This window comes from Actinophytocola sp. (assembly GCF_049647105.1).
Lineage (GTDB): Bacteria > Actinomycetota > Actinomycetes > Mycobacteriales > Pseudonocardiaceae > Actinophytocola.
On record NZ_JBARWZ010000257.1, the window covers coordinates 14,191 to 37,719 of the forward strand.

Genomic DNA, 23,529 nt, shown 5'->3' on the forward strand with positions numbered 1-23,529 from the left:
GGTACTGATTCACAACGAGTCGGATCCACGCCGCCCGAACCGCCATCTCAGCGGCCCGAACCGAAGACTCGCGGGTCCCGAAACGTGGACTCGCGGGTTCTGAAACGTGGACTCGCGGGTCCCGAACCGTGGACTCGCGGGTTCTGAACCGTGGACTCGCGTGGGGTCAGGACGCGCGGCCGCCGCGGTCTAGGTGGCGGTCCAGCGCGTTGGCCGACTTGCGGACGTGCCGCCTGGCGAGGCGCTCGGCCTGCTGCTGTTGCCCGGCGGCGATGGCGGCCACGATCTCCCGGTGCTCGACGAGCGCGGCGGGCGGCCGCCCGGGTACCCGGGCTGAGGTGGCCCGGCCCAGCCGCAGCTGCCCGATCATGTTCTCGGCGACGTGCTGCAGCCGCCGGTTCCCCGCGGCGATCAGGATCTCCTGGTGGAACCGCACATCGAGGTCGCCGTACCCGGCCAGGTTCCGCGCCTCGACCTCGGCCGCCTGCGCCGCAAGCAACTCGTTCAGCCGCGCCACGAGCCCATCCCGCGACGGCAGGGCCGCGGCACGGCGGGCCGCGATGCCGTCCAGCACCTCGCGCAGCTCGTAGAGCTCCTGCAAGTCGTCCCGGTCGACCTCCGGCACGAAGAACCCGCGATGGGGGTGGAGCACGAGGAAGCCCTCCCGCTCCAGCGCCGTCAGCGCCGCCTTCACCGGCGTCGCCGACAGGCCGAACTCCTCGCAGAGCGGGCGCACGGTCACATGTGAGCCCGGCGCCAACCGCCCACTGAGGATCGCCTGGCGCAGCTCACCGTACGCCATGCTGCTCAGGGTGCTCCTCGGCAGCGACATCGCCGTCCTCCCGCTGGTCAGTGACCGGATCACGGTACCGAGCCGCCGTCAGCGCCGTGCGAGCAGATCGGATGATCGTCTCGCAATATTGGATCTAAAATCGAGTATTGCCTCCGCCAAGATCGCGGTGCTAGAACGGATGGAACGGCCGCCGACCCGGTTGCGCCGACCAGCGCTAGGAGACCCGTTGGCAGAGCCATGGCACAGCGCACTGTCCCACCTGGAATGCGGCCGGTGCGGCACGCGGTACGAGGCCGACAAGCCGCGGAACCTGTGCGAGTGCGGCACGCCGCTGCTCGTCCGCTACGACCTCGACCTGGTCGCGCGCACCGTGTCCACCTCGGACATCGCGGCCCGGCGGGGCGACCTGTGGCGCTACCGCGAGCTGCTGCCCGTCCGCGAGCACAGGCACGTGGTGTCGCTCGGCGAGGGGATGACACCGATCCTGCCGCTGCGGTCCTACGGTGCCCGGATCGGCGTGCCGGACCTGCTCGTGAAGGACGAGGGCCTGCTGCCGACCGGCAGCTTCAAGGCACGTGGTGCCTCGGTCGGCGTCTCCCGTGCGCTGGAACTGGGCATCGAGCGGATCACCATGCCCACCAACGGGAACGCGGGTGCCGCATGGGCGACCTACGCGGCACGCGCGGGCCTCGAGTCGCTGATCGTGATGCCGCAGGACGCGCCGAGGATCACCCGCATGGAGTGCGCGATGGCCGGCGCGCGACTGTTCATCGTGGACGGTCTGATCGGCGACGCGGGCAAGCTCGCCGCGCAGGCCGTGGCCGACGGCTGGTTCAACACCGCCACGCTCAAGGAGCCCTACCGCATCGAGGGCAAGAAGACGATGGGCCTCGAGATCGTCGAACAGCTCGGCTGGCGGACACCGGACGTGATCGTCTACCCCACCGGCGGCGGCGTCGGGCTGATCGGCATCCGCAAGGCACTCGACGAGCTGGTCGCGCTCGGCTGGCTCACCGGAAGGCTGCCGCGGCTGGTGGCCGTGCAGTCCTCGGGCGTGGCACCGATCGTGCGGGCCTTCGAGGAGGGCGCGGAGACCGCGGCACCGTGGGAGAACGCGGAGACCGCGGCGTTCGGCATCAACGTGCCGAGCGCCATCGGTGACTTCCTGATCCTCTCGGCGATCCGCGACACCGGCGGCACCGCGATCGCGGTCGACGACGCGGACATCCTTGCCGCGCAGGCGGAGTGCGCGGCGATCGAGGGCGTGCTGATGTGCCCGGAGGGCGCCGCCACGCTCACGGCGGTGTCGCGGCTGCGGGCGAGCGGGTGGCTGGACGGGTCGGAGGAGGTCGTGGTGCTCAACACCGGCAGCGACCTGAAGTACCCCCACACGGCGGCCTACGAGGACCCGCCGTTGCTGGCGAAGGAGGCGGTGCTGCCGTTGTGACGGTCAGGCCATCCGGGTTACGTGATCACGCGCTCTGCGCGTCGCGGCGGCGGGACAGCTCGTCGTCCCAGCTGGGCTGCAGGTAGTCGTCGATCCCGTCCATCAGGCGGGCCACGTCGTGCTGCGGCCGGACGACCAGGCGCACGAACTGGTTGCTCATCCCCAGCTTGTTGCCGCACTCACGGATGAACACCTGGTGGCGGTTGATCAGGTGGTCGCGCAACCCGGTGCCGTCCACCCCGGGACCGAGCTTGACCAGCAGGAAGTTCGCCTGCGACGAGTACACCGACAGCTCGGGCACGCGCGCGAGCCGCATGCCCATGCTGTACCGGTCGCGGGCCAGCAGCCGCAGGCTCTCCCGGTACTCGGCGGCGTGCGCGCCGAGCATGAACACGATCATCTCGGCGAGCGAGTTCAGGTTCCACTTCGGCAGGGTGCCGCGCATCTTCCGCGCCAGGCCGGGGTTCGCGACCAGGTAGCCGAAGCGGATGCCGTGCAGCCCGAAGTTCTTGCCGAGGCTCTTGAGCACCACCACGTTCGGCCGGATCGCTGCTTCGAGGGCCACCGACGGCGCGGGCTCGGCCTCGACGAAGTCGATGAACGACTCGTCGATCACCACGAGGTCGAGGTCGGACAGCTCGTCCATGAACCGCACCACCTCGCGGCGCGGCAGGTACCCGCCGTCGGGGTTGTTGGGGTTGCACAGCACCGCGACCCGCGAACCGCGCGCCCGGATGAACCGGATGTACTCGTCCACGCTGAGCTGGAAGAAGTCCACCTCCCGCAGCGGGAACATGTCGACCCGCTTGCCGGTCTCCATCGGCTGGTCGGTCCAGCGCCCGAAGGTCGGGATCGGGATCGCGATGCTCTCGTGGATCCACAGGTGGTCCATCCACGTGATGAGCTCGGTCGACCCGTTGGCCATCGCCAGCGTGGCCGGGTTGAGCCCGAGCACCCTGGCGAGCTGGTGGCTGATCGTGTCGGCGTCGCTGGGGTAGAACTTGAGCATCATCTCCAGGTTGGCGGCCAGCTCGTCGAACATCTCCGACGTGGGGAAATACGGGTTGCAGGGGATACAGAAGTCGACCAGCTGCCTGCCGTGCTCCCCCAACCGCCTGGACAGCTCGAAGAACGACGGGCTGTGAGCGGTCTGCTGGAACAACCCCGAGTCCACACGATCACTTCCGTTCCGGTCGTCGGGCGCGCCCCGTTGCCGTGGATACGTACGGATCAGGTGAGCAGTTCACCGCGGGCGGCAGGCAGGCTCGACGGTGGCCGCGGGTCCCCCTATCGGACGCAGGCCGAGTGTCACCTGATGGGGCTATTGATCACCTACCCGCACCATCGCCTACCGTCGAAGCAGCAGAATGGTGCGAGACATAACCTGCGGAAAGGGCGAGTCGAGGCGCGGATGAAACCCAAGAAGGTCTTGCTGCTCGCGGCGGCGGCCGTCCTGATCTACACGCTGATCGCCCATCCCACCCAGTTGGGTGATGGGGTACAGGCGATCCTCGGCTGGGTCGGGGACGGACTCGAGGCCATCATCACCTTCCTCAAGAGCGCCGTCGACTGACCGCCGGGCCGGCGGTCGACTGCCGCCGGCTGCGCCGTGCCGTCGTCCGCCGAAATCGGACCACGTGCAGCAGGGGGACGACCTCTACGCCGAACGGCGGCGTGTGTCCCAAGGTGGACAGCCAATAGAGTCTTCGGCGGGTCGGGGGACCTGTCTCACGGGGGTTCACCTGATGCATCGATCACTGCCCGCTGCCCTGACCGCGTTGGTCGCCGCGGGGCTCCTGCTCGCCGGCCAGCCGGCAGCCGCGGCACCCACCGCCGACCCGGTCGCGCCCGCGTCGAAGTACACACCGGTGTCCCCGGTGCGAGTGCTGGACACCCACACCGGCACCGGCGCCCCGACGGGACCGGTCGGTGCCGGGCGGGTCGTCACGCTCGACCTCGCGGCGCGGGTGCCCGCGAGTGCGACCGCGGTCGTCCTCAACGTCACCGGCGTGAGCCCAACGGCGGCCACGTTCGTCACGGTCTTCCCCGGCGGTGCCGCGCGGCCCACGGCGTCGAACATCAACCTGGTCGCCGGCGACGTGCGTGCGAACCAGGTGACCGTCGCGCTGGGCGCGGGCCGGAAGGTCAGCCTCTTCAACAACAGCGGCAGCGTCCACCTGGTCGCCGACCTCGCCGGTCACTACGGCACGGGCGGGGGCGCCGGGTTCACGCCGTTGTCGCCCGACCGGGCGCTGGACACCCGCACGGCCGGCGGGCCGTTCGGTCCTGGCGCGACGCGCGTGGTCGACCTGACCGGCCGGATCCCCGCCTCGGCGACGGCGGTGACGGTCAACCTGACCGCGGTCTCGCCGACCGCGGCGACGTTCGTCACCGCGTGGCCCGCAGGCACCGCCCGGCCGACCGCGTCGAGCCTGAACACCGACGCCGGTGACATCCGGCCCAATCTGGTCACCGTGGCCGTCGGCGCGAACCGGAAGGTGAACCTCTACAACCACAGCGGCTCGGTCAACCTCCTCGTGGACGTCACCGGCTTCTACACCCCGGAGTACGGCGCCGCGTTCGTGCCGCTGGCCCCGACCCGAGTGCTCGACACCCGTGACGGCACCGGCGGAGCAACCGGACCGGTCGGCCCGGCCAGCGGCATCATGGTGGACCTCGACGGCCAGGTGCCCGCCTCGTCGGTCGGCGTACTGCTCAACGTCACCGGCGTCGCGGCGACGGCCAGGACCTACGTGACCGCGTTCCCACCGATCGGCAACATCCCGCTCGCCTCGACGCTGAACGTGTCCCCCGGCCAGACGGTCGCGAACGCGGCCGACGTCGCGTTCGCGACCGACCACGGTGTCGCGTTCCACAACCACGCCGGGAAGATCCACCTGGTGGCGGACGTCGCCGGGGCGTTCGTCGTGTTCGACGAGGACCCCTGCACGACCGACTGCGTGTACTCGTGGGGCCGGGGGCCGCTGGCCACAACGGCCGGTGTCCGCCACTCCGCGGTGCCCGCACGGGTGGTCGGGCTGTCCGGTGCGCGGTCCGTCGTCGGCGGCAACGGCAACGGTTACGCACTACGTGCCGACGGGACGGTCTGGGCGTGGGGCGACAACTACAGCGGGCAACTGGGCAACGGCTGGTCCAACGCGGCCTACGGCGGCTCGCGGGTGCCGGTCCCGGTGACCGGGTTGACCGGGGTGACCGCGATCGCAGCAGGCGGCGGGTACGCGTTCGCACTGCGGAGCGACGGCACGGTCTGGGCCTGGGGCGCGAACTGGCACGGCGTGCTCGGCAACGGCACCCACGACCACTCCAACGTCCCGGTACGGGTGACCGGACTGGCCGATGTCGTCGCGATCGCCGGGAACCGCTTGCACGACAACGGGTACGCGCTCCGCGCGGACGGCACCGTGTGGGCATGGGGCATCGGCTACGGCTCACTCGGCGACGGCACCTACGACGAGGATTCGACCGTGCCCGTCCAGGTGTCCGGCCTGACCGGCGTCACGGCGATCTCCGGTGGCTCAATGGGCGGCTACGCGCTGCGCGGCGAGGACGGCACGGTGTGGGCTTGGGGCGACAACGGCTTCGGCCAGCTCGGCAACGGCGAGGAGTGCGTGCCGGATGTGGCGTGCGTCGCGCTGTCGCCGGTGCGGATCACGGGGCTGACCGACGCGACCGGGGTCACGGGCGGCTGGGAGAACGGCTACGCCATGCGCTCTGACGGCACCGTGTGGGGCTGGGGTCTGAACTACCACGGACAACTCGGCAACGGCGAGGGCTGCGGCAACTTCTTCTGCATCAGCCGGATGCCAGTCCAGGCGTCGATCACCGGCGCGAGCCGAATCGCGAGCCACGACAACGGCGCCTACGTCCTGCGCACCGACGGCACGGTGTGGTCGTGGGGCGCGAACTTCTCGGGAGCGCTCGGTACCACCGCGGTGCCGCTCGACGAGGACGCGAAGTCACCCGTCCAGGTCCAGGGACTGCCGGCCGCCACCGCGATCAGCAGCGGCTCGAACACCGGCTACGCGCTCGTACCGCAGGTCTGACCCACACAACAACCCCGCGAGTCCACGCTTCCGGACCCGCGAGTCCACGCTTCCGGACCGCCGAACCTACAGTTCGGGAACGCGCGGGGAGATTGTCCGCGTTGAACTCACCGGTCGTGCGGGTTGGACTCGCGGGTTGCGAACCGTGGACTCGCGGGTTCCGAACCGTGGACTCGCGGGTTCCGAACCGTGGACTCGCGGGTTCTGAACCGTGGACTCGCGGGGTCTGAACCGTGGACTCGCGGGGGTTGTGGACATGGCGGTGCCGCCGGGGTTGTGAGCCCGGCGGCACCGTTCGACGGAACTCAGTTTCTGTTGATCGTGAACGTGGTCGTCGTGTTTCTGATGTCCTCCGCGTTGTTGCTCAGTGTCAGGTTGTTGAACGTCACCGAGCCGCGTGCCGGGCCCTCGCCCGCCTCGGGCATCTCGTTGGCCCAGATGCCGATGCCGGACTTGTCGTTGAACGCGTCACCACTCTTTCGTGCCCCGGAGATCGACACGTTCGTGAACACCGTGTCCGCCACCGGGAACAGTGGCTGCCCGCCGACGTAGTCGGTCTGGAACATGATGCCGTGGTACGTCGGGTCGACGATGTCCACATCGGACACGCGGATGCCCTGGAAGATCTTCGTCGCCGAGTAGATCCAGATCCCTGGGAACGTCTGCGCGCCCCAGAAGTGGCCACCCGACCGCACCACCGAGATGTTCTCGAACCGCGTCGGCGGGGAGGCGCCGAAGCCGTTCATCGGGATGCCGAAGTCCAGCGAGCTGATCGTGATCCCCGAGTACACCAGCGTGTCCGCCACCAGCAGGTTCCGGAACACGTTGTTGTACCCGCCGTACACGGCGAACCCGGCCGCCCGCCACGTCAGCAGTGACGTCAGGTTCTCGAACGTGTTGCCCGTGACCTCACCGCCACCGCCGTCCTGGGCGTTGAACAACGCGAACGAGTCGTCGCCGGTGGCACGAGACTCGTTGTTCGACACCAGGTTCCCGGAACTGCCGTTGGTCATGTTGATGCCGTCGGCGAACATGTCCCGGATGCGGTTGTTGCGCAGCGTCATGTTGTCCGTGTTCGCGCCCCAGTACAGGCACACCATGTGCTCGACCCAGATGTTCTCGATGGTCGAGCCGGAGATGCCGTTGAAGTCGAACACCTTGCCTGGCCCGTCGATCCGCGACGTGTAGTTGCCGAAGTACGAGAACCCCGAGAACACCGAGCCGTTCGCCGACGCCTCCGCGCGGAACCCGACGTCCGTGTTCTCCTGCGTGGACGGCGCGACGAACCTCGTGTACCACGGCCCGGCGCCGATGACGCGGACCGGCTTCATGTACACCTGGAACTTCGACGACGTCTGGTAGTCGCCCGGCGGCAGGTACACCCCGATCAGGTTGCCTGTGGTGTCCATCCGCACCTTGTCCAGCGCGTTCTGCACGTCCTGGTGCCCGAACCCGGTCGGCACCACGTACTTCGCGGAGTCCGGGTTCCCGGTCGGTAGCACCTGCTCGAGGCTCACGAAGTCGACCGCGAAGGTGCCGCTGTTCGCCGCGTCCTTCTGCAGCCGGATCTTCGCGCCCGCCGGGATCGACGAGTTCAGCATGACGTTGGCCTCGTCGTAGATGTGCCGCGGTCCGCCCGCGCTCGGCGAGTTGCCGGGCCCGGCCTCGGCGCCGTACAGCCACGCGTACTTGGACGTCACGTTGATCGCCTTGTGGAACGTCCCGTTCACGTACACGTTCAGCGTCGAGCTCGTGCCGCCGCCACCCGATGAGTCCGGAATGGACACCCGGGTAACCAGCGTGTTCGTCGGCGCCCGCGTGGTCCACTCGACGTAGGCACCGTTGCCGTTCAACGTGACCGCCCGCCGGCCGGAGGCCTCACCCGCGAGGTCGCCGATCGCCCGGTTCGGTCCGATCACCGAAGCACCACCACCGGTGACGCCGTCCTCCGCCTCGTACATGTCGTAGGGCATGTTCGCGCCCCGGCCGACGAAGAGGTTGTGCGTGGAGGTGTTGTTGGCCTGCTTGGCCGGCAGCTCGTTCGCGTCGTTGGCGAGCACCACGCGGACCGTGTACCGGCCGTTGGCCGCGGTCCACGTGCCGAGCGCGACCGGTGAGGTCACCGCACCCGCGGCGATCGTGCCGTTGGCGGCGCCGGTCAGCGTCCTGACCACCGCGCCGGTCGTGGCGTTGGTGACCGTCAGCGTGATGCCGTGCGCGCCGCTCGCCGAGGCGATCGTGCCCTGGTTGCGGATCGCCACCGAGAAGTTGACGGTCTGCCCGTTCTGCGGTGTGGTCGGCGACCAGCTGACCGGCGACGCGATCAGGTCGGACGTCGGCACCGCCGTGACCACGAGCGGGCTGGGGTTCGCGAACGAGTTGTTCGTCTCGTCCTTCTCGACCACCGCGTTGTTCTCGTCGACCTTCGCGTTCGCCGAGTAGCTGCCCGCGTCCCGCCCGCCGATGTTGGCCGTGACGGTGGCCGTCGCGCCCGCGGCGAGTGCGCCGACGGCGGCCGTGCCGACCGACGTCGTGCCGAGGTAGAAGTTCACCGATGTCGCGGCGGACTGGCGGTCACCGGCGTTGCGGACGGTGGCCGACAACGTGATCGGGCTGCTCTCCGACGGCGACGCCGGTGACCACGTGAGCCCGCTGATCTGGAGGTCCGGGTTCGCGGCGGGCTCACCGATGACCTGGAACTCCGCCACCTGACCGGCAGGCGCGCCGGTGTTCGCGGTGAACTGCAGCCGCACGTCCGCGGCCGTGGCGCTCACCGGGATGGTGACCGCGTTCCCGGACGACGGGCTGAAGTTGTACTGCTGCGAGGCCACGAGGGAGGTGAACCCGGTGGCCCCCTGGTCACGTCCCAGCACCTGGAGGGTCTGCGTGCGCGACCCCCACGACTGGTCCGGGTTGAGCTTCACGATGATCGACGTGACCGCCGCGTTCGCGCCGAGGCTCACGGTCAGCGTGTTCGGGTAGCCGCTGTTGCCCTCCCAGTACGTGCTGACCGAGTCGTCGTTGGCGTTGGTCGCGACGAACGTGTGCACGTAGCCGGACGCGGTGATCGGCTTGCCGACCGCGAGGTTCACCCCGGCACTGGTGCCGGTGCGGGTCACCGTGTTGCTGTTGGGCGACTGGTTGCCCGCCGCGTCCCGTGCCCGCACGAAGTAGCTCACCGTCGCGCTCGCGGGCTGGCCGTCGGTGAACACCCGCGTCGAAGTGTCCACAGAGGACCGCAGGGTGCCGTTCGCGTAGACGTCGTACGCCGTGACGCCCACGTTGTCGGTCGACGCGTTCCACGTCAGGCGGATCTGGCCGCCTCCTGGCTGGGTGAAGGCGAGCCCGGTCGGCGCGGTCGGCGCGGTCGTGTCCCCGCCCGACGGGCCGTAGACCTCGAACTCCGACAGCTGCCCGGCCGGCCAGGCGGTGTTGGCGGTGATGTTCAGGCGCACGTACCGCGTGGTCACCGTGTTGAGGTTGATCGTCACGGTGTTGCCGGTCGCCGGGTCGAACCGGTAGCCGGTGGACGCGACGAGGTCGGAGAAGTTCTGTCCGTCGGCGCTCTGCCGCACGACCAGGGTCTGGGTGCGGGCCTCCCAGCCCGAGGGCAGCTTGAGCACGATCCGGTTCGTCGCGATCGAGGAGCCGAGGTCGGCCTGGATCCACTGCGGGAACGCGTTGTTGTTGCTCTCCCAGTAGGTGGCCTGGTTGCCGTCGCCCGCGTTCGACGCGACGTACGGCGAGTTGCTGGTGGCGGCGGTCACCGACTGCACGGCGGCGACGAGGTTCCTCGTGGACTCGGCCGCCCCGTACACCTCGAGCGCGGCGAGCTGTCCACGCTGCGGGAACCCGATCCGGACGTACCTGGCGCGGGTCTCGGCGAGCGGGACGGTGACGGTGTTGTCGCTCTTGGCGGAGAAGGACCTGGTGGTCGCGCCCGCCGCGGTGTCGAAGACGGCGCCGTCGGCGCTGGTCTGCACGGACAGGAGCTGTGTGCGGGACGACCAGCCCGCGGGGAGCTTCAGGGTGGCGTGGCCGAGGCGGGCGGCCTTGCCGAGGTCGACCTGGACCCACTGGTCGCCGGACTTGGCGCTCTCCCAGTAGGTGTCCTGGTCGCCGTCGGTGACGTCGGCCGAGGTGGCGGGGTTGGAGGAGGTGGCGACGGGCTTGCCGAGTGCGAGATCGGGGGATTTCTCGGCGAGGGCGGCCGGCCCGGTGGCGGTGACCAGGCCGAAGACGAGTGCCGCGGCGGTGAGCCACGACAGGAGGGGCTTCGCTCTCATGGTGTTGCTCTCATCTTTGAGGGCGGCAGGGGTACTGATCGATATTTGCATGGCTTTGCTCAATTTTTGCATCGATCAAGTCATAGAGTTGCCCACGCGCTACGTGAAGTCAAGACACGAAAGCAACCCGTACGCATCGTCAGGTGTGAAGAGGGCATGAAACCGCATTCGCGAAGACTCACCATCGGCGTCGTCGTGGCGGGGATGGCGCTCGCCACCGCCTCCGCCGCACACGCGGAACCCCCGGCGAAGGAGAGACCGGCAACCACCGTCACGCTCGTCACCGGCGACGAGGTCGTCCTCCGCGACGGCAGGCCGCAGCAGGTCAGACCGGGGCCCGGCCGGGACGGGATCGGGTTCACCGTGCAGCGTGCCGGGAGCCACGTCACCGTGATCCCGGAGGACGTGATGGCCGCCGTGACACAGGGTCGTGTCGACCGGCGCCTCTTCGACCTCACCACGCTCACGGACTTCGGCTACGACCGCACCGGCACGGTCCCCTGATCGTCACCGGACAGGGCGCGAGCCGTGCCGCCACGCGGGGCCGCGTGCCTCGTACGACGTGAGCACGGCGGTCACGGCCGAGTGGACGTTCCGGTCCGCGTACGTCGACGAGGAGACGCCGACGCCCGTGGCCGCGCACGCGCTGCGGTTCGGCCCGAAGCTCGACGACGCGAACACGGCGAAGGCGAACACACTGCTGGTCGTGCCGCTTTCCTTCCAGCGCAACGGGTCCGGTGCCCTCGACCGGCCCGCGTCGCTGACCGTCGATGCGTCCTTCGACGAGGGAAAGAACTGGCGCGGGGTGCGGACGCTGCCGCGCTGGTACCCCACCCGGCGAACGCGACCTCGGTGTCACTGCGCACCACCGCGACCGACGGGGCAGGCAACACCGTGAAGGAAACCATCATCCGCGCCTACAAGCTGCGGTGAGCCGAACCCGGTCCACGTCGGCTGTCACGGCGGCCGGCGTGGACCGGTTCCGCGCACAGCGGCCGCCATGGTCACGGAGAGGCAAGTGATTCTCTGACCGAGTCCGTCATTCGGCCTATTGTCGCCCGATCGGGCGACCGATACGTTGCGGGGGACGCACGAGCGCTGGGGGCAAACGGCGGACAATCACATAGCTTCGCACATGGTCACCGGGCTTCCGGGCGGCCGTGGCCGGGCACCCCTTCGCGCGCAACCACGGAGGTGTCTGGGGTGCGAAGAATCGGAGTCGGTGTCGTCGTCGCAGGGCTGGTGTTCGCCACCGCCCCGGCTGTGCAGGCGCAGCCACCACGGCAAGCCGGTCTGCCAACAACAACGATCACGCTGGTCACCGGCGACCAGGTCGTTCTCCATGGCGGAGAACCGAAAGAGGTCCGGCCGGGACCGGGCCGCGACGGCATGGCGTTCTCGGTGCACAAGACCGCCGACCACCAGTACGTCGTCCCCGCCGACGCGCGCGCCGCGGTGGCGCAGGGCCGGGTCGACCGGCGGCTGTTCGACCTCACCACGCTGAAGGAGTTCGGCTACGACCGCCGCGACACCGTTCCCCTGATCGTCACGGGGCAGGACGCGAACCGCGTCGCCGGGCAAGGGCGTGCGCTGCCGAGCATCGACGGCTACGCCTACAACGCGGAGAAGGGCGCGGCGTGGCAGAACCTCACGCGTGCCCGGGGCGTCAGCAAGATCTGGCTCGACGGCAAGCGGAAGACGGTGCTGGATCACAGCGTCCCGCAGATCGGCGCGCCCGCGGCGTGGGAGGCCGGCTACACCGGCGAGGGCATCAAGGTCGCGGTGATCGACACCGGCGTCGACCAGACCCACCCCGACCTGGCCGACCGGGAGATCGCCGAGGCGAACTTCTCCGAGGCGCCGGACAACATCGACCACTTCGGGCACGGCACGCACGTCGCGTCGATCGTGGCCGGTACCGGCGCGAAGTCCGGCGGCAAGTACCGCGGCGTCGCGTCCGGCGCGCAGATCCTCGACGCGAAGGTCCTCGACGACTTCGGCGGTGGCCTGGAGTCGTGGATCATCGCGGGCATGGAGTGGGCGGCCGAGCAGGGCGCCGACGTCGCCAACATGTCGCTCGGCGGCGGTGACACGCCGGAGATCGACCCGCTCGAGGAAGCCGTGAACACGCTGTCCGCCGAGTACGGCACGCTGTTCGTGATCGCGGCGGGCAACAACGGCGGCGACGCCACGGTCGCGTCCCCGGGCAGCGCGGACGCCGCGCTCACCGTCGGCGCCGTCGACCGCGACGACAACCTCGCCCCGTTCTCCAGCCGCGGCCCTCGGATCGGCGACGGCGCCATCAAGCCCGACGTCACCGCCCCAGGCGTGGACATCGTGGCGGCACTGCACGCCGACGGCACCATCGGCCCGGAGGTCGAGCCCGGCTACACCGCGCTCTCCGGCACGTCGATGGCCACCCCGCACGTGGCGGGCGCGGCCGCGCTCCTCGCGCAGCAGCACCCCGACTACACCGGTGCGCAGCTGAAGGCGATCCTGTCGGGGTCGGCGAAGCCGCACCCGGACCTGACCGCGTTCGAGCAGGGTTCTGGCCGCATCGACGTGGCCCGCGCGATCACCCAGTCGGTGGTGTCCGAGCCGACGAGCATCAGCATCGGCACGGTCCAGTGGCCGCACGACGACGACGTCCCGGTCAGCAGGGCGCTGACCTACCGCAACCTCGGTGACGCGGACGTCATCGTCACGCTGTCCCTCGACGCGGACGCGCCGGCGGGCATGTTCTCCTTGAGCGCCAACGAGATCACCGTCCCGGCGGGCGGCACGGCCGAGGTCACCGTCACCGGTGACGCAGGCGCGGGCGAGACCGACGGGTACTTCTCCGGCGCGGTCGTCGCCACCGAGGGTGAGTCCGTGACCCGCACCCCGGTCGCGCTGGACCGCGAGGTCGAGAGCTACAACCTGACGGTCAACACGCTCGACAGCACGGGCGCACCGACCGGCGACTACGGCCTGCTGCTGTACGGCCACGACCAATACCTGTTCGACATGCCCTACGACGAGGACGGCAGCGTCGAGGTCCGGCTGCCGAAGGGCACCTACCTCCTCGACAACACCGTGTACGAGGGCACCCAGGAGGACCCGGCCTTCAGCCTGCTGGTCCAGCCGAAGCTGGTGCTGGACAAGGACATGACGGTCACCACCGACGCACGGGCGGCCAAGCCGGTCAGCATCACCCCACCCGAGGAGGCAAACCTGCTGCTCGGCGACTTCGGCTACACACTGATCACCGAGAACGGTGGCCTGGGGACGGCGGTCCTGACCGACGACCTGAGCACGATCTCGACGGCACACCTCGGCGAGAAGCTGCCGGGGACCGCGTTCGTCGCGAAGATCAACACGCAGTGGACGGCGGAGGACGGGTCGTACTACGGCCTCACGTGGTTCCCGACGGGTGGCATGCCGACCGGCTTCACGAAGGTCGTGACACAGAAGGACGTCGCGACCTTGCGTGCCTCCCATGGCACGCCGACGCCGGGCCGCACCGGCGGCAAGCTCCTCTTCGCCTTGCCCACCAAGGGCGATGGGTTCGTGTTCGGTGCCGAGACGCGGGTGGACCTGCCGAGCGAGCGCGACGAGTACGTCACGACCGAAGGCGTGAAGTGGCAGTCGATGCTCGTCCAGTACAACGCGGACGAGACCGAGGCGCAGTTCACGTCGCCGTACAGCGAGTACCGGGCCGGTAAGAAGTACAACACCTCGTTCAACAAGGGCGTGTTCGGCCCGGCGTTCACCAACGACGGCTTCGCGGGTGGCTGGATCTACCGGTTCGCCAACGAGCTGTACATCGAGCCGCCGCTGTTCTCCGACGGCGCGGGCAACGCGGGTTACTCGATCGCCGACAACGAGTCGCTGGCGCTGTACCGCGACGGTGAGCTGATCGGCGAGACGGACTCGACGTCCGGCTACTTCGAGGTGCCAGCCGAGGACGGTGAGTACCGCGTGGTCGCGACGGCGACCCGGCCTGCCGACGTGTTCGACGTGAGCACGACGGTCAGCGCCGAGTGGACGTTCCGGTCCGCGTTCGTCGACGAGGAGAACGTGCAGCCGGTCAAGGCGTCCTCGGTGCGGTTCAGCCCGAAGCTGGACGCCGACAACTCGGCGAAGGCGGGGGCGCCGTTCCTGGTGCCGGTCTGGTCGCAGCAGAACGGAACCGGCGCGGCCGACCGGCCGCGTACGTTGCAGGTCGACGTCTCCTACGACGGGGGCAAGACCTGGCAGCGGGCGCACACCATCCTCAACCTGGTGGCCGTGCTGTACCACCCGGCGGACGCGGCCACGGTGTCGCTACGCGCGACGGCGACCGGCCGCGATGGCGGCAAGGTCACGGAAACCCTGGTGGACGCCTACAAACTACGGAAGTGAGTGACCAGCCCTCGGTCGCCGTCGAACACGTGGAAGGCGACCGAGGGCGGTAGGCCGTAGTCGATCACGCCGGGCGCCACCACCAGTGGGCGCCCGGCGAAGGTCGTCGTCGCACCGGTGTGCGCATGTCCACAAAGGACGACGACGTTCCCGTCAGCCGTTACCGCGGGGGAGCCACGCGGGCGGGTCGCTGCCCGGGCGGCGGGGACCGGCCAGATCCACCGTCGCGCACGGGACGCGCAGGTGCCGCAGACGGCCGAAGTCGCTGTCCGTCTCGGTCAGCCACGGCGTCGGGTCCACTTCGGACACCGGGTCACCCTGACCGAGGTCGTGCAGCCATTCCGCTGTTCTCGCAAGGGAAACCCGCACGTGCCACGAGCCGCCATCGGTGGCCCGGTTGCGCAGTGCGGTCATCGCGCCGTACGCCGCCAGCCAGCCGGTGCCGTGGTCCAGTGCCTGCGCGGGCAACGGCTGCGGCGGATCACCGGCGGCGAGGCCGGTCGACATCTGGACCAGGCTGTCGAACCCGCGACGCCCGCGCCACGGACCCGTGTGCCCGTACGCGGACAGGCTCACCACCACGATCCCCGGCCGGGCCTCGGCCAGGTCGGCCGTACTGAATCCCAGCGAGCCCGGCCGGTACGACTGTACGAAGACGTCCGCCGACGCCGCCAGGGCACGCACCCCGTCCAGGTCGACGGCGCACTGGCGTTTGCCGAAGTCCGTGTCCCGCACCAGGTCCAGCAGCACGGGCCGGCCGGGCGGCGTCACATGCAGGACGTCCGCGCCGTGTGCCGCCAGCACCCGGCCGCACACCGGACCCGCGATCACGTGCGTCAGGTCCAGGACCCGCACACCGGCCAGCGGGCTGTCCCCGGTGCGTGGGAAAGGCGGTGCCGAGTCGAGCTTCTCCAGCGCCACCAACGGTTCCTCGCGGACCGCCGACCCATGGGCGGTCAGCCAGGACTCGCGGGTGCGCAGGGCGGCGGCCGCGCCACCCTGTGCCAGCACCGCGTCCTCGACGGCCACCGCTGGCATGCTGGCCACCGTCGCCGCCGGGTCGTCGCCCAGCGCCCGGATGATCGCGGACTCGTGGTGCGGGTAGTTGGCGTGCAGGCGCACCCACCCGTCGGCCGCCCGGTAGTCGCCCGACAGCGGTGCCCACAGCGGGTCCGCCGCCGAACCCACCACCCTGGTGTGCCGTTCGCTGCGGAACGCCTCGAACGCGTGGCCGGGGTCGACCGGGTCCGGCGCCTCGCGGCCCCACAGATCGTGCGCCGCCTTCGTCGCCATCGTCACGCACGTCACCGCGACGTCGGCCACCCGGTAGGCGGCCACTACGGCAGGCTCGCCACCAGCTCGGCCGGGGCGACGCGCGTGCCGGTGTAGAACGGGATCTCCTCCCGCACGTGCCTGCGCGTGACGCTGCCACGCAGGTGACGCATCAGGTCCACGATCCGGTGCAGCTCGTCCGCCTCGAAGGCGAGCATCCATTCGTAGTCACCGAGCGCGAACGACGCGACCGTGTTGGCGCGCACGTCCGGGTAGTCGCGGGCCATCTTGCCGTGCTCGGCGAGCATGGCGCGGCGCTCCTCGTCCGGCAGCAGGTACCACTCGTAGGACCGCACGAACGGGTACACACACACGAACTTCTTCGGCTCCTCGTCCGCGAGGAACGCCGGGATGTGGCTCTTGTTGAACTCGGCGGGCCGGTGCAGCGCGACCTGGCTCCACACGGGCGCCGACGCGCGGCCGAGTGCGGTGCGGCGGAACCCGGCGTACGCGGTCTGCAGCTGCTCGATCTCCTCTGCGTGCCACCAGATCAGGTAGTCCGCGTCCGCGCGGAGGCCTGCCACGTCGTACACGCCGCGCACGACGACGCCCTTGTCCGCCAGGCCGTCGAGGTACTCGCGGGCCTCGTTGGCGGCTGACTCACGGTCGTCCCCGAGCGGTGTCGAAGCACTGAACACCGACCACATCGTGTAGCGGATCGTGTCGTTCAGCTCGGTGTAGTTCAGGCGGGCCATGGCCTCATACTGCCAGGTTCGCCGCCACCCGTTCAGCGGCGGCGGCGGCGGCGTCCACGCAGGCCGGGATGCCGACGCCACGGAACGCCGCACCCGTCACCGCCAGGCCGGGCACGGCCGCGACCGCCCGTTCGAGCTCGGCGATGACGCGCCCGTGGCCGACGCCGTACTGCGGCAGCCCACCACCCCACTTGGTGACCGTCCACGCGACCGGCTTGGCCTCGACACCGGACAGCTCGGCCAGATCGGCGAGCACGTCGGCCAGCAGCGCGTCCTCGTCGCGCTGGAGGATGTGCTCCTCGCCGACGCGCCCGACGGACGCCCGCAGCCGCACCCGGTCCCCGCCCCATTTGCGGCTCGTGAACGTGAACGCCTTCGCCGTGAACGGGGTGCCGTCCCGGTACCGCTCCCCGACGGCGAGCAGCACGCCACTCGCGTCGGGCAGTGTCACGTCGGCGGGCAGCACCATGCTCACGACCGCCATGGACCCGACCTCGATCCGCCCGTACGCGGCGGAGGCGGCCGGCGCCACGTCGGCGAGCAGCTTCCGCGCTGCGGGTGCCGGCACCGCCACCACGACGGCGTCCGCGTCGACGAACTCCGGCCGCGGCGCCGAGCCGACCTCGACCCGCCACCCCCCGGCCCGCCGCGCGAGTCCCCGGACCGTCGTGCCGAGGCGGATCTCCGCTCTCGCCCGCTCCGCCAGCGCCGCGACCAGCTCACGCATCCCACCCGGCAGCGCCCCGAACACCGGCTTGCGGGGCGCGTCGGCGGCCGGTGCCAGTGAGTCGGCAGCGGCGGTCAGGGAGCCCGTGGTGTTCAGCGCCGCCACCAGCGCGGGCATCGTCGCGCGCAGGCCCAGCCGGTCGGCCCGGCCCGCGTAGACACCCCCGAGCAACGGTTCCACCAGGTGGTCCACCACTTCCCGGCCCATGCGTGACGCCAGCAGCTCGCCGACCGACGCGTCCTCGTCGTCCGCGAGCGACAGCGGCGGCAGCGACGACTCCGCCGCCACCCGCGCGACCCCGTCGGCCGACAGCACGTCCCGGACCGCGTCCGGTCCGGCGGGCACCCCGAGGAAGGTCCGCCGGGGCAGCCCGGCCGTGGCGCCACCGGCCCGGATCGTCGCGGACGCGGACGTGGGATGCATGATCGAGCACCCCAGCTCCTCGACCAGCCGCACCGCGGACGGGTTACGCACCACGAACGCCTCCGCGCCGACGTCGGTCGGCACGTCGTCGAGGTCGACCGTCCGCAGCTTCCCGCCCAGTGCCGACGACTGCTCCAGCACGGTGATCCGCGCGGCGGCTCCCAGCCGCTGCCGCAGCCGGTACGCGGTCACCAGCCCGGAAACGCCCCCACCTATGACAACAATGTGGCTCGGGGCCTGATGGTTCACTCCGCAAGCTCCGCCTGTGTCCAACGGTTCACTCCGCAAGCTCCACCTCACGGCTCGAGGCTGTGCACCAGCTCGACGACCCGCGTCAGCACGTCCGGGTCGGTCTCCGGCAGCACGCCGTGCCCGAGGTTGAAGATGTGCCCGGCCGCGGCCTTGCCCTCCTCGTGGATGCGCCGCACCTCGGCCTCCACCACGGAGAAGTCCGCGAGCAGCAGTGCCGGGTCCAGGTTGCCCTGCAGGACCGGCGCGGGCTCGCCGTGCGCCGACAGCCGCCGCGCCGCCTCGTCGAGCGGCAGGCGCCAGTCCACGCCGACGACGTCCGCGCCCGCCTCCCGCATCGCGGGCAGCAGCTCGGCCGTCCCGACCCCGAAGTGGATCCTCGGCACCCCCGAGTCCGCCAGCGCGCCCAGCACGGCGGTCGAGTGCGGCAGCACCAGCTCGCGGTAGTCCCGCTCCGACAGCGCACCGGCCCACGAGTCGAACAGCTGCACCGCCTGGACCCCGGCCGTCACCTGCATGCGCAGGAACTCACGCGTGATGCCGGCCAGCTTGTCCAGCAGCGCGTGCCACGTCTGCTTGTCCGAGTGCATGAGCGCCTTCGTGCGCTCGTGGTGGCGGCTCGGCCCGCCCTCGATCAGGTACGACGCCAGCGTGAAGGGCGCGCCCGCGAACCCGATCAGGGGGGTCGCGCCGAGTTCGTTGCGCAGCAGCCCGATCGCGCGTGCGACGGGCCGCAGCGACTCGGCGGTCACGTCCGGCAGGGCGGCCACGTCCGCCGAGGTGCGGACCGGCGACGCCACGACCGGCCCGGTGCCAGGCACGATGTCCACGCCGATGCCCGCCGCCACGAGCGGTACCACGATGTCGCTGAACAGGATCGCCGCGTCCACGTTGTGCCTGCGCACTGGCTGCAGCGTGACCTCGCAGACCATCTCCGGGTTGAAGCACGCGTCGAGCATCGTCACGCCCTCGCGCAGCTTCCGGTACTCCGGCAGCGAACGACCTGCCTGTCGCATGAACCAGATCGGCGTGTGGCTGGGCTTCTCACCTGCGGCGGCCACCAGCAGCGGCGCGGTCTGCACGCGCTCGGGCGCGGTGGTTTCCGGTGTCATGAAGTCAGCGTGCCACGTGCCGATCGAAGGATCTTGAGGGACCCAAGGTCCAAATTGCCCACTGTCGGTATTCACAAGTACGACATGACTCCGGCGCGCCGTACCCCCTCACTGACTCGGGTGGTCCTACAGTTACGAGTCGTGACCAGTACGTCGGGAGCACCCGAGCTGTTCACTCAGGCCGTCGCCGCCCTCAAGGCGCTGCGACCGCGGCCCGAGTTGCAGCTCGGTGTCGTCCGCGCTCCGCAACGCCTCGCGCCGTGGGCGTTTGCGTTCACCGCGGAGGTGAACGGCCCCGCGGACGAGCTGGCCACCGGCCGCCTCATCCTGTTGCACGACCCGGAGGGCCAGGAGACGTGGGACGGGGTCCTGCGCGTCGTGACCTACGTCCGGGCCGAGCTGGACGCGGAGCTGGCGGCGGATCCGCTGCTGCCCGCCGTGGGCTGGTCGTGGCTGACCGATGCCCTTGCCGCGACCGGCGCCGAGTACCGGGCCCTCGGCGGCACCGTGACGGACACGTCCTCGGCCCGCTTCGGCGACATCGCGGGCCCGGCAAGAACCGACGACCTGGAGCTCCGCGCCTCGTGGACCCCGATGGACGCCAACCTCGCCCCACACGGCGAGGCCTTCTTCGACCTCATGGCGAGTGTCGTCGGCCTACCCCCCGTAGGCGTCACGCTGTTCAGCCAGCGCAACGGTTCCTGAACCCCGGAGTGCACGCCCCGAACGACGCTTTCGGGGCGAAACGTCCCGAAAGCGCCCTTCGGGGCAGGTGTCACTGCTTGGCCGCGTAGGCCTCCGCCTCCGCGAGTGCCCGGAGCGCGTTCTCTCCCGCCAGCTTGGCGCAGTCCTCCTCGCTCCACCCTCGGTCGAGCAGCGCCGCGAACAGGGCCGGGTACGTGCTCACGTCCTCCAGGCCGACCGGCAGCTCCGCGACCCCGTCGTAGTCCCCGCCGATGCCGATGTGGTCGATCCCGGCCACCTCACGCGCGTGCTCGACGTGCGCGACGACGGCGTCCAGCCCGACCTTCGGCTGCTTGGGCCCCTCCCACGTCTTCACGAACTCGTGCCGCTGCTCGGGGTCGGCGTGCTTCGCCCCGGCCTCGGCCATGGCCGACCGGAGCGACCGGTCCCACTCGACGAGCTCCGGTGACACGAAGGCGGGCACGAACGTCACCATGCAGACGCCGCCGTTGTCCGCGAGCCGCGCCAGCACGTCGTCCGGCACGTTCCGGGGATGGTCCGCCACCGCCCGGCACGACGAGTGGCTGAAGATCACCGGCGCCTCGGCGACGTCGAGGGCGTCACGCATGGTGGTGGCCGCGACGTGGGACAGGTCGACGAGCATGCCGATGCGGTTCATCTCGCGGACCACCTCGCGGCCGAAGTCGGACAAACCGCCTACTCCGGGCTCGTCGGTGGCCGAGTCGGCCCACGGGGTGTTGTCGTTGTGGGTGAGCGTCATGTACCGGACACCGAGCCGGTACAGCGCCCGCAGCACGCCGAGCGACTCGTTGATCGAGTGGCCACCCTCGGCACCCAGCAGCGACGCGATACGGCCGTCCGCGAACGCGGCGCGGGCCTCCTCGGCCGTGCGGGCGATTCGCAGTTGCGACGGATATTGGGCCGCGAGGGTGTGCACCAGCTCCGCCTGTTGGACGACAGCCGTAACCGCAGAGTCACCACTCAGCCGACACGGAACGTAAACACTCCAGAACTGAACGCCAACTCCGCCGGCCCGCAACCGGGGGAAGTCGGTCTGGAGCCGAGACTGAGGTTGCTCCAAATCCACCGCGAAAGCAGCCGATCGGGTCTCGTCAACCTCCGGAAGTTGCCGTAACGCCCAAGGGAGGTCGTTGTGTCCATCGACCAACGGGGTGGTCTTGAGCAACTCCCGGGCCCGTTCGAAGGATGCACCGTGCACTACCGCGACCTCGTTTCGTCGAGTTGAGAGGCATAGACGTTACGTCACCAACCTGAAGTCACCCGATCGTGTTACATCCCCCCGCGAGCGTGATGTCTCGATTGCATACATAACGAATTGATCATCCCGCTAACCCGCTTGGGGGGCTAGGCTGCCGATGTCGACACCACTTTCGGTCCAATGGCGGCGCGGCTGTTTGGCCGAAGGTCCCGGTGTAGGTCGGGGGGCACGACCGACTCCAGGGAGGTAGTGACGTGGCTGCCGTCGGCTTAGGTCAGGCCGCTCGAACCACGCCAGCCGGTGTATTGCCGGCCAACATGGTCCCGCACCCGCGGGAAGAGTTGTTCTCGGTGCTGGTGGTCGATGACCATCCGTTGTTGAGGGAGGCGATAGCTGCCCGATTGACCCAGATGGGCGCGGGCACCGTCCATGAAGCCGCCACGGTGGCTGAGGCGAGGGCGCGAGCATTGGCCACAGGCCCGTGCGATCTCGCGATCCTTGATCTCGGCTTGCCGGACGGCTCCGGGATTGAGCTGGTCACCGAGTTGCGCGGCCATGGTTGGCCTCGCATCGTGGTGCTGGCTTCGTCCGATGACCCGTACGCCGTGCGTTCGGCCTTCCAAGCAGGGGCTCAGGCCTACCTGCTGAAGTCGGCCTCGCCGGTGGTAGTGACCGACGGGGTTCGTCGTGTGCTCGAAGGCGGCGTCTACGCCGACCCGAGCGTCGCGCCGATCCTCGCAACGGGCACGCGGGTTCCCGGTACCGACAACACACCGCGTGAGCTTTCCGCTCGCGAGGTGGAGGTGCTACAGCTCGTCGCAGACGGGCAGTCCAACAAGGAGATCGGCGAGGGACTCAACCTGTCAGCACTGACAGTCAAGTCCCATCTCTCGCGGATCGGCAGGAAGTTGGGCACCGGTGACCGAGCGCAAATGGTCGCACTGGCCATGCGCGCAGGCGTGATTCGCTGAGCAGAACCGTCTCGGCCGGGCTTGCGAGGGCATTCGCGGGCCCGGCCGAACGGCCACCCAGCGTCATCTAGAGGTCGCTGCCTGCCGAAGTGACACAGCCGTCCCGTATGGTCATCGGCCGTGGAGGACACGGGGACGGGAGCAGCTGAGGAAACACGGCCTGATCCTGTGCTGCTGAAACAACCAGCAGAGGGCACGCCGGATGTCGTCGAAACGCCTGGCGCGTTGCGTGCGGCATCGGAGGCACTGGCCGAGGGCACCGGCCCGATCGCGGTGGACACCGAGCGAGCATCCGGCTACCGGTACTCCCAGCGGGCCTACCTCGTGCAGGTGCGCAGGGAAGGCGCGGGCACGTTCCTTCTCGACCCGGTCGCGGTCGACGACCGCATCGACCCTTTCATCGAGGCGCTGTCGCACACCGAATGGGTGCTGCACGCGGCCTCACAAGATCTTCCCTGTCTCGCCGAGCTGGGCCTGCGGCCCGCCAAGCTGTTCGACACCGAGCTGGCCGGGCGCCTCGCCGGGTACGAGCGGGTCGCGCTGGGCACGCTCGTCGAGCTGCTGCTCGGCTACCGCCTCGAGAAGGGCCACGGCGCCGCCGACTGGTCCCGCCGCCCGCTGCCGCAGGACTGGCTGGACTACGCGGCGCTGGACGTGGAACTGCTGATCGAGCTGCGTGACGTCCTGGAGGACGAGCTGCGGACGCAGGGCAAGCTGGAATGGGCACTCGAGGAGTTCGAGGCGCTCCGGACCGCTCCGCCCCCGCCGCCGAGGGCGGAACCGTGGCGGCGCACGTCCGGGATCCACCGGGTGCGGTCCGCACGCGGACTCGGGGCCGTCCGCGCGTTGTGGGAGGCCAGGGACGCCATCGCCCGCCAGCGCGACATCGCGCCGGGCCGGGTGCTGCCGGACTCGTCGATCGTGCAGGCGGCGACCGTCATGCCAGAGGACGAGCAGGCGCTGCTCGAGCTGCCCGTGTTCAAAGGGCGGGCGCAGCGGCGGATCGTGGACGTGTGGGCGCGGGCGCTGCGGACCGCGGCCGCGCTGCCGAAGTCGGAGCTGCCCGACCCGTCCCCGCCGCACGACGGGCCGCCGCCCGCGAACCGGTGGCACGACCGCGACC

Annotated in this window: 17 protein-coding genes; 9 read left to right on the top strand and 8 right to left on the bottom strand. The window is 70.2% G+C overall.

Annotated features, from left to right (window positions below; translation table 11 throughout):
• Positions 1–166: 166 nt before the first annotated feature.
• Entirely contained in the window at positions 167–802 is a 636-nt protein-coding gene (locus WBA97_RS30545) for a GntR family transcriptional regulator (RefSeq protein ID WP_424234426.1), read from the bottom strand.
• Between the two features lie 217 nt (positions 803–1,019).
• Here WBA97_RS30545 and WBA97_RS30550 point away from each other — a divergent pair, with 217 nt between their 5' ends.
• Positions 1,020–2,240 (top strand): threonine synthase, encoded by a 1,221-nt coding sequence (locus tag WBA97_RS30550; RefSeq protein ID WP_424234427.1) that lies wholly within the window; start codon positions 1,020–1,022, stop codon positions 2,238–2,240.
• A gap of 25 nt (positions 2,241–2,265) precedes the next feature.
• Here the strand turns inward: WBA97_RS30550 and WBA97_RS30555 are convergent, their stop codons facing one another.
• On the bottom strand, positions 2,266–3,414 hold the full coding sequence (locus tag WBA97_RS30555; protein ID WP_424234428.1) for a pyridoxal phosphate-dependent aminotransferase: 1,149 nt from the start codon (positions 3,412–3,414) through the stop codon (positions 2,266–2,268).
• Between the two features lie 237 nt (positions 3,415–3,651).
• Here WBA97_RS30555 and WBA97_RS30560 point away from each other — a divergent pair, with 237 nt between their 5' ends.
• Positions 3,652–3,813: a hypothetical protein gene (locus tag WBA97_RS30560; protein WP_424234429.1), complete on the top strand. Its 162-nt coding sequence runs from the start codon at positions 3,652–3,654 to the stop codon at positions 3,811–3,813.
• Between the two features lie 172 nt (positions 3,814–3,985).
• Positions 3,986–6,304, top strand: a complete 2,319-nt coding sequence (locus WBA97_RS30565; protein WP_424234430.1) for a hypothetical protein — start codon at positions 3,986–3,988, stop codon at positions 6,302–6,304.
• A 305-nt stretch (positions 6,305–6,609) separates the two neighbouring features.
• Here the strand turns inward: WBA97_RS30565 and WBA97_RS30570 are convergent, their stop codons facing one another.
• Positions 6,610–10,590, bottom strand: coding sequence for a discoidin domain-containing protein (locus WBA97_RS30570; protein ID WP_424234431.1), 3,981 nt, complete (start codon positions 10,588–10,590; stop codon positions 6,610–6,612).
• Positions 10,591–10,746: 156 nt separating this feature from the next.
• On the opposite strand from WBA97_RS30570, the gene WBA97_RS30575 reads away from it, so the two are divergent.
• The 3 genes from WBA97_RS30575 to WBA97_RS30585 all read left to right on the top strand — a co-directional run bounded on the left by WBA97_RS30575 (position 10,747) and on the right by WBA97_RS30585 (position 14,973).
• Entirely contained in the window at positions 10,747–11,094 is a 348-nt protein-coding gene (locus WBA97_RS30575; protein WP_424234432.1) for a hypothetical protein, read from the top strand.
• A 58-nt stretch (positions 11,095–11,152) separates the two neighbouring features.
• A complete protein-coding gene (locus tag WBA97_RS30580) occupies positions 11,153–11,488 on the top strand; it encodes a hypothetical protein (protein ID WP_424234433.1) in 336 nt (111 codons plus the stop codon).
• Between the two features lie 305 nt (positions 11,489–11,793).
• Positions 11,794–14,973, top strand: coding sequence for a S8 family peptidase (locus tag WBA97_RS30585; protein WP_424234434.1), 3,180 nt, complete (start codon positions 11,794–11,796; stop codon positions 14,971–14,973).
• A gap of 153 nt (positions 14,974–15,126) precedes the next feature.
• Here the strand turns inward: WBA97_RS30585 and WBA97_RS30590 are convergent, their stop codons facing one another.
• From WBA97_RS30590 to hemE, 4 genes are read right to left on the bottom strand one after another with little or no spacing between them, the layout of a single operon-like run.
• Positions 15,127–16,311 (bottom strand): CoA transferase, encoded by a 1,185-nt coding sequence (locus WBA97_RS30590; protein WP_424234435.1) that lies wholly within the window; start codon positions 16,309–16,311, stop codon positions 15,127–15,129.
• Positions 16,311–17,000 carry a hydrogen peroxide-dependent heme synthase gene (hemQ, locus tag WBA97_RS30595; protein ID WP_424234436.1) on the bottom strand — a complete coding sequence of 230 codons (690 nt, stop codon included), beginning with the start codon at positions 16,998–17,000 and terminating at the stop codon, positions 16,311–16,313. Before hemQ ends, WBA97_RS30590 begins: the two co-directional genes overlap by 1 nt.
• A 4-nt stretch (positions 17,001–17,004) precedes the next feature.
• The gene (gene hemG / locus WBA97_RS30600; RefSeq protein WP_424234437.1) at positions 17,005–18,450 is read right to left on the bottom strand and encodes a protoporphyrinogen oxidase; all 1,446 of its coding nucleotides are present in this window, start codon (positions 18,448–18,450) and stop codon (positions 17,005–17,007) included.
• Positions 18,447–19,511: a uroporphyrinogen decarboxylase gene (hemE, locus tag WBA97_RS30605; RefSeq protein WP_424234438.1), complete on the bottom strand. Its 1,065-nt coding sequence runs from the start codon at positions 19,509–19,511 to the stop codon at positions 18,447–18,449. Before hemE ends, hemG begins: the two co-directional genes overlap by 4 nt.
• 141 nt (positions 19,512–19,652) lie before the next feature.
• On the opposite strand from hemE, the gene WBA97_RS30610 reads away from it, so the two are divergent.
• On the top strand, positions 19,653–20,216 hold the full coding sequence (locus tag WBA97_RS30610; RefSeq protein ID WP_424234439.1) for a DUF3000 domain-containing protein: 564 nt from the start codon (positions 19,653–19,655) through the stop codon (positions 20,214–20,216).
• A gap of 70 nt (positions 20,217–20,286) precedes the next feature.
• On the opposite strand, the gene WBA97_RS30615 is transcribed toward WBA97_RS30610, so the two are convergent.
• Positions 20,287–21,435 (bottom strand): dipeptidase, encoded by a 1,149-nt coding sequence (locus WBA97_RS30615; protein WP_424234440.1) that lies wholly within the window; start codon positions 21,433–21,435, stop codon positions 20,287–20,289.
• Between the two features lie 254 nt (positions 21,436–21,689).
• On the opposite strand from WBA97_RS30615, the gene WBA97_RS30620 reads away from it, so the two are divergent.
• Together WBA97_RS30620 and WBA97_RS30625 are read left to right on the top strand one after the other, a co-directional pair.
• Positions 21,690–22,406 (top strand): response regulator, encoded by a 717-nt coding sequence (locus WBA97_RS30620; protein WP_133902500.1) that lies wholly within the window; start codon positions 21,690–21,692, stop codon positions 22,404–22,406.
• A gap of 168 nt (positions 22,407–22,574) precedes the next feature.
• Positions 22,575–23,529 (top strand): HRDC domain-containing protein (locus WBA97_RS30625; protein ID WP_424234441.1); only part of this gene is annotated, 955 nt, incomplete at its 3' end.

Coding starts and splice junctions, on each gene's coding strand:
- WBA97_RS30565 (WP_424234430.1), top strand. CDS start 3,986: ATGCATCGATCACTGCCCGCTGCCCTGACCGCGTTGGTCGCCGCGGGG.
- hemQ (WP_424234436.1), bottom strand. CDS start 17,000: ATGGCCCGCCTGAACTACACCGAGCTGAACGACACGATCCGCTACACG.
- WBA97_RS30575 (WP_424234432.1), top strand. CDS start 10,747: ATGAAACCGCATTCGCGAAGACTCACCATCGGCGTCGTCGTGGCGGGG.
- hemE (WP_424234438.1), bottom strand. CDS start 19,511: ATGACACCGGAAACCACCGCGCCCGAGCGCGTGCAGACCGCGCCGCTG.
- WBA97_RS30560 (WP_424234429.1), top strand. CDS start 3,652: ATGAAACCCAAGAAGGTCTTGCTGCTCGCGGCGGCGGCCGTCCTGATC.
- WBA97_RS30570 (WP_424234431.1), bottom strand. CDS start 10,590: ATGAGAGCGAAGCCCCTCCTGTCGTGGCTCACCGCCGCGGCACTCGTC.
- WBA97_RS30545 (WP_424234426.1), bottom strand. CDS start 802: ATGGCGTACGGTGAGCTGCGCCAGGCGATCCTCAGTGGGCGGTTGGCG.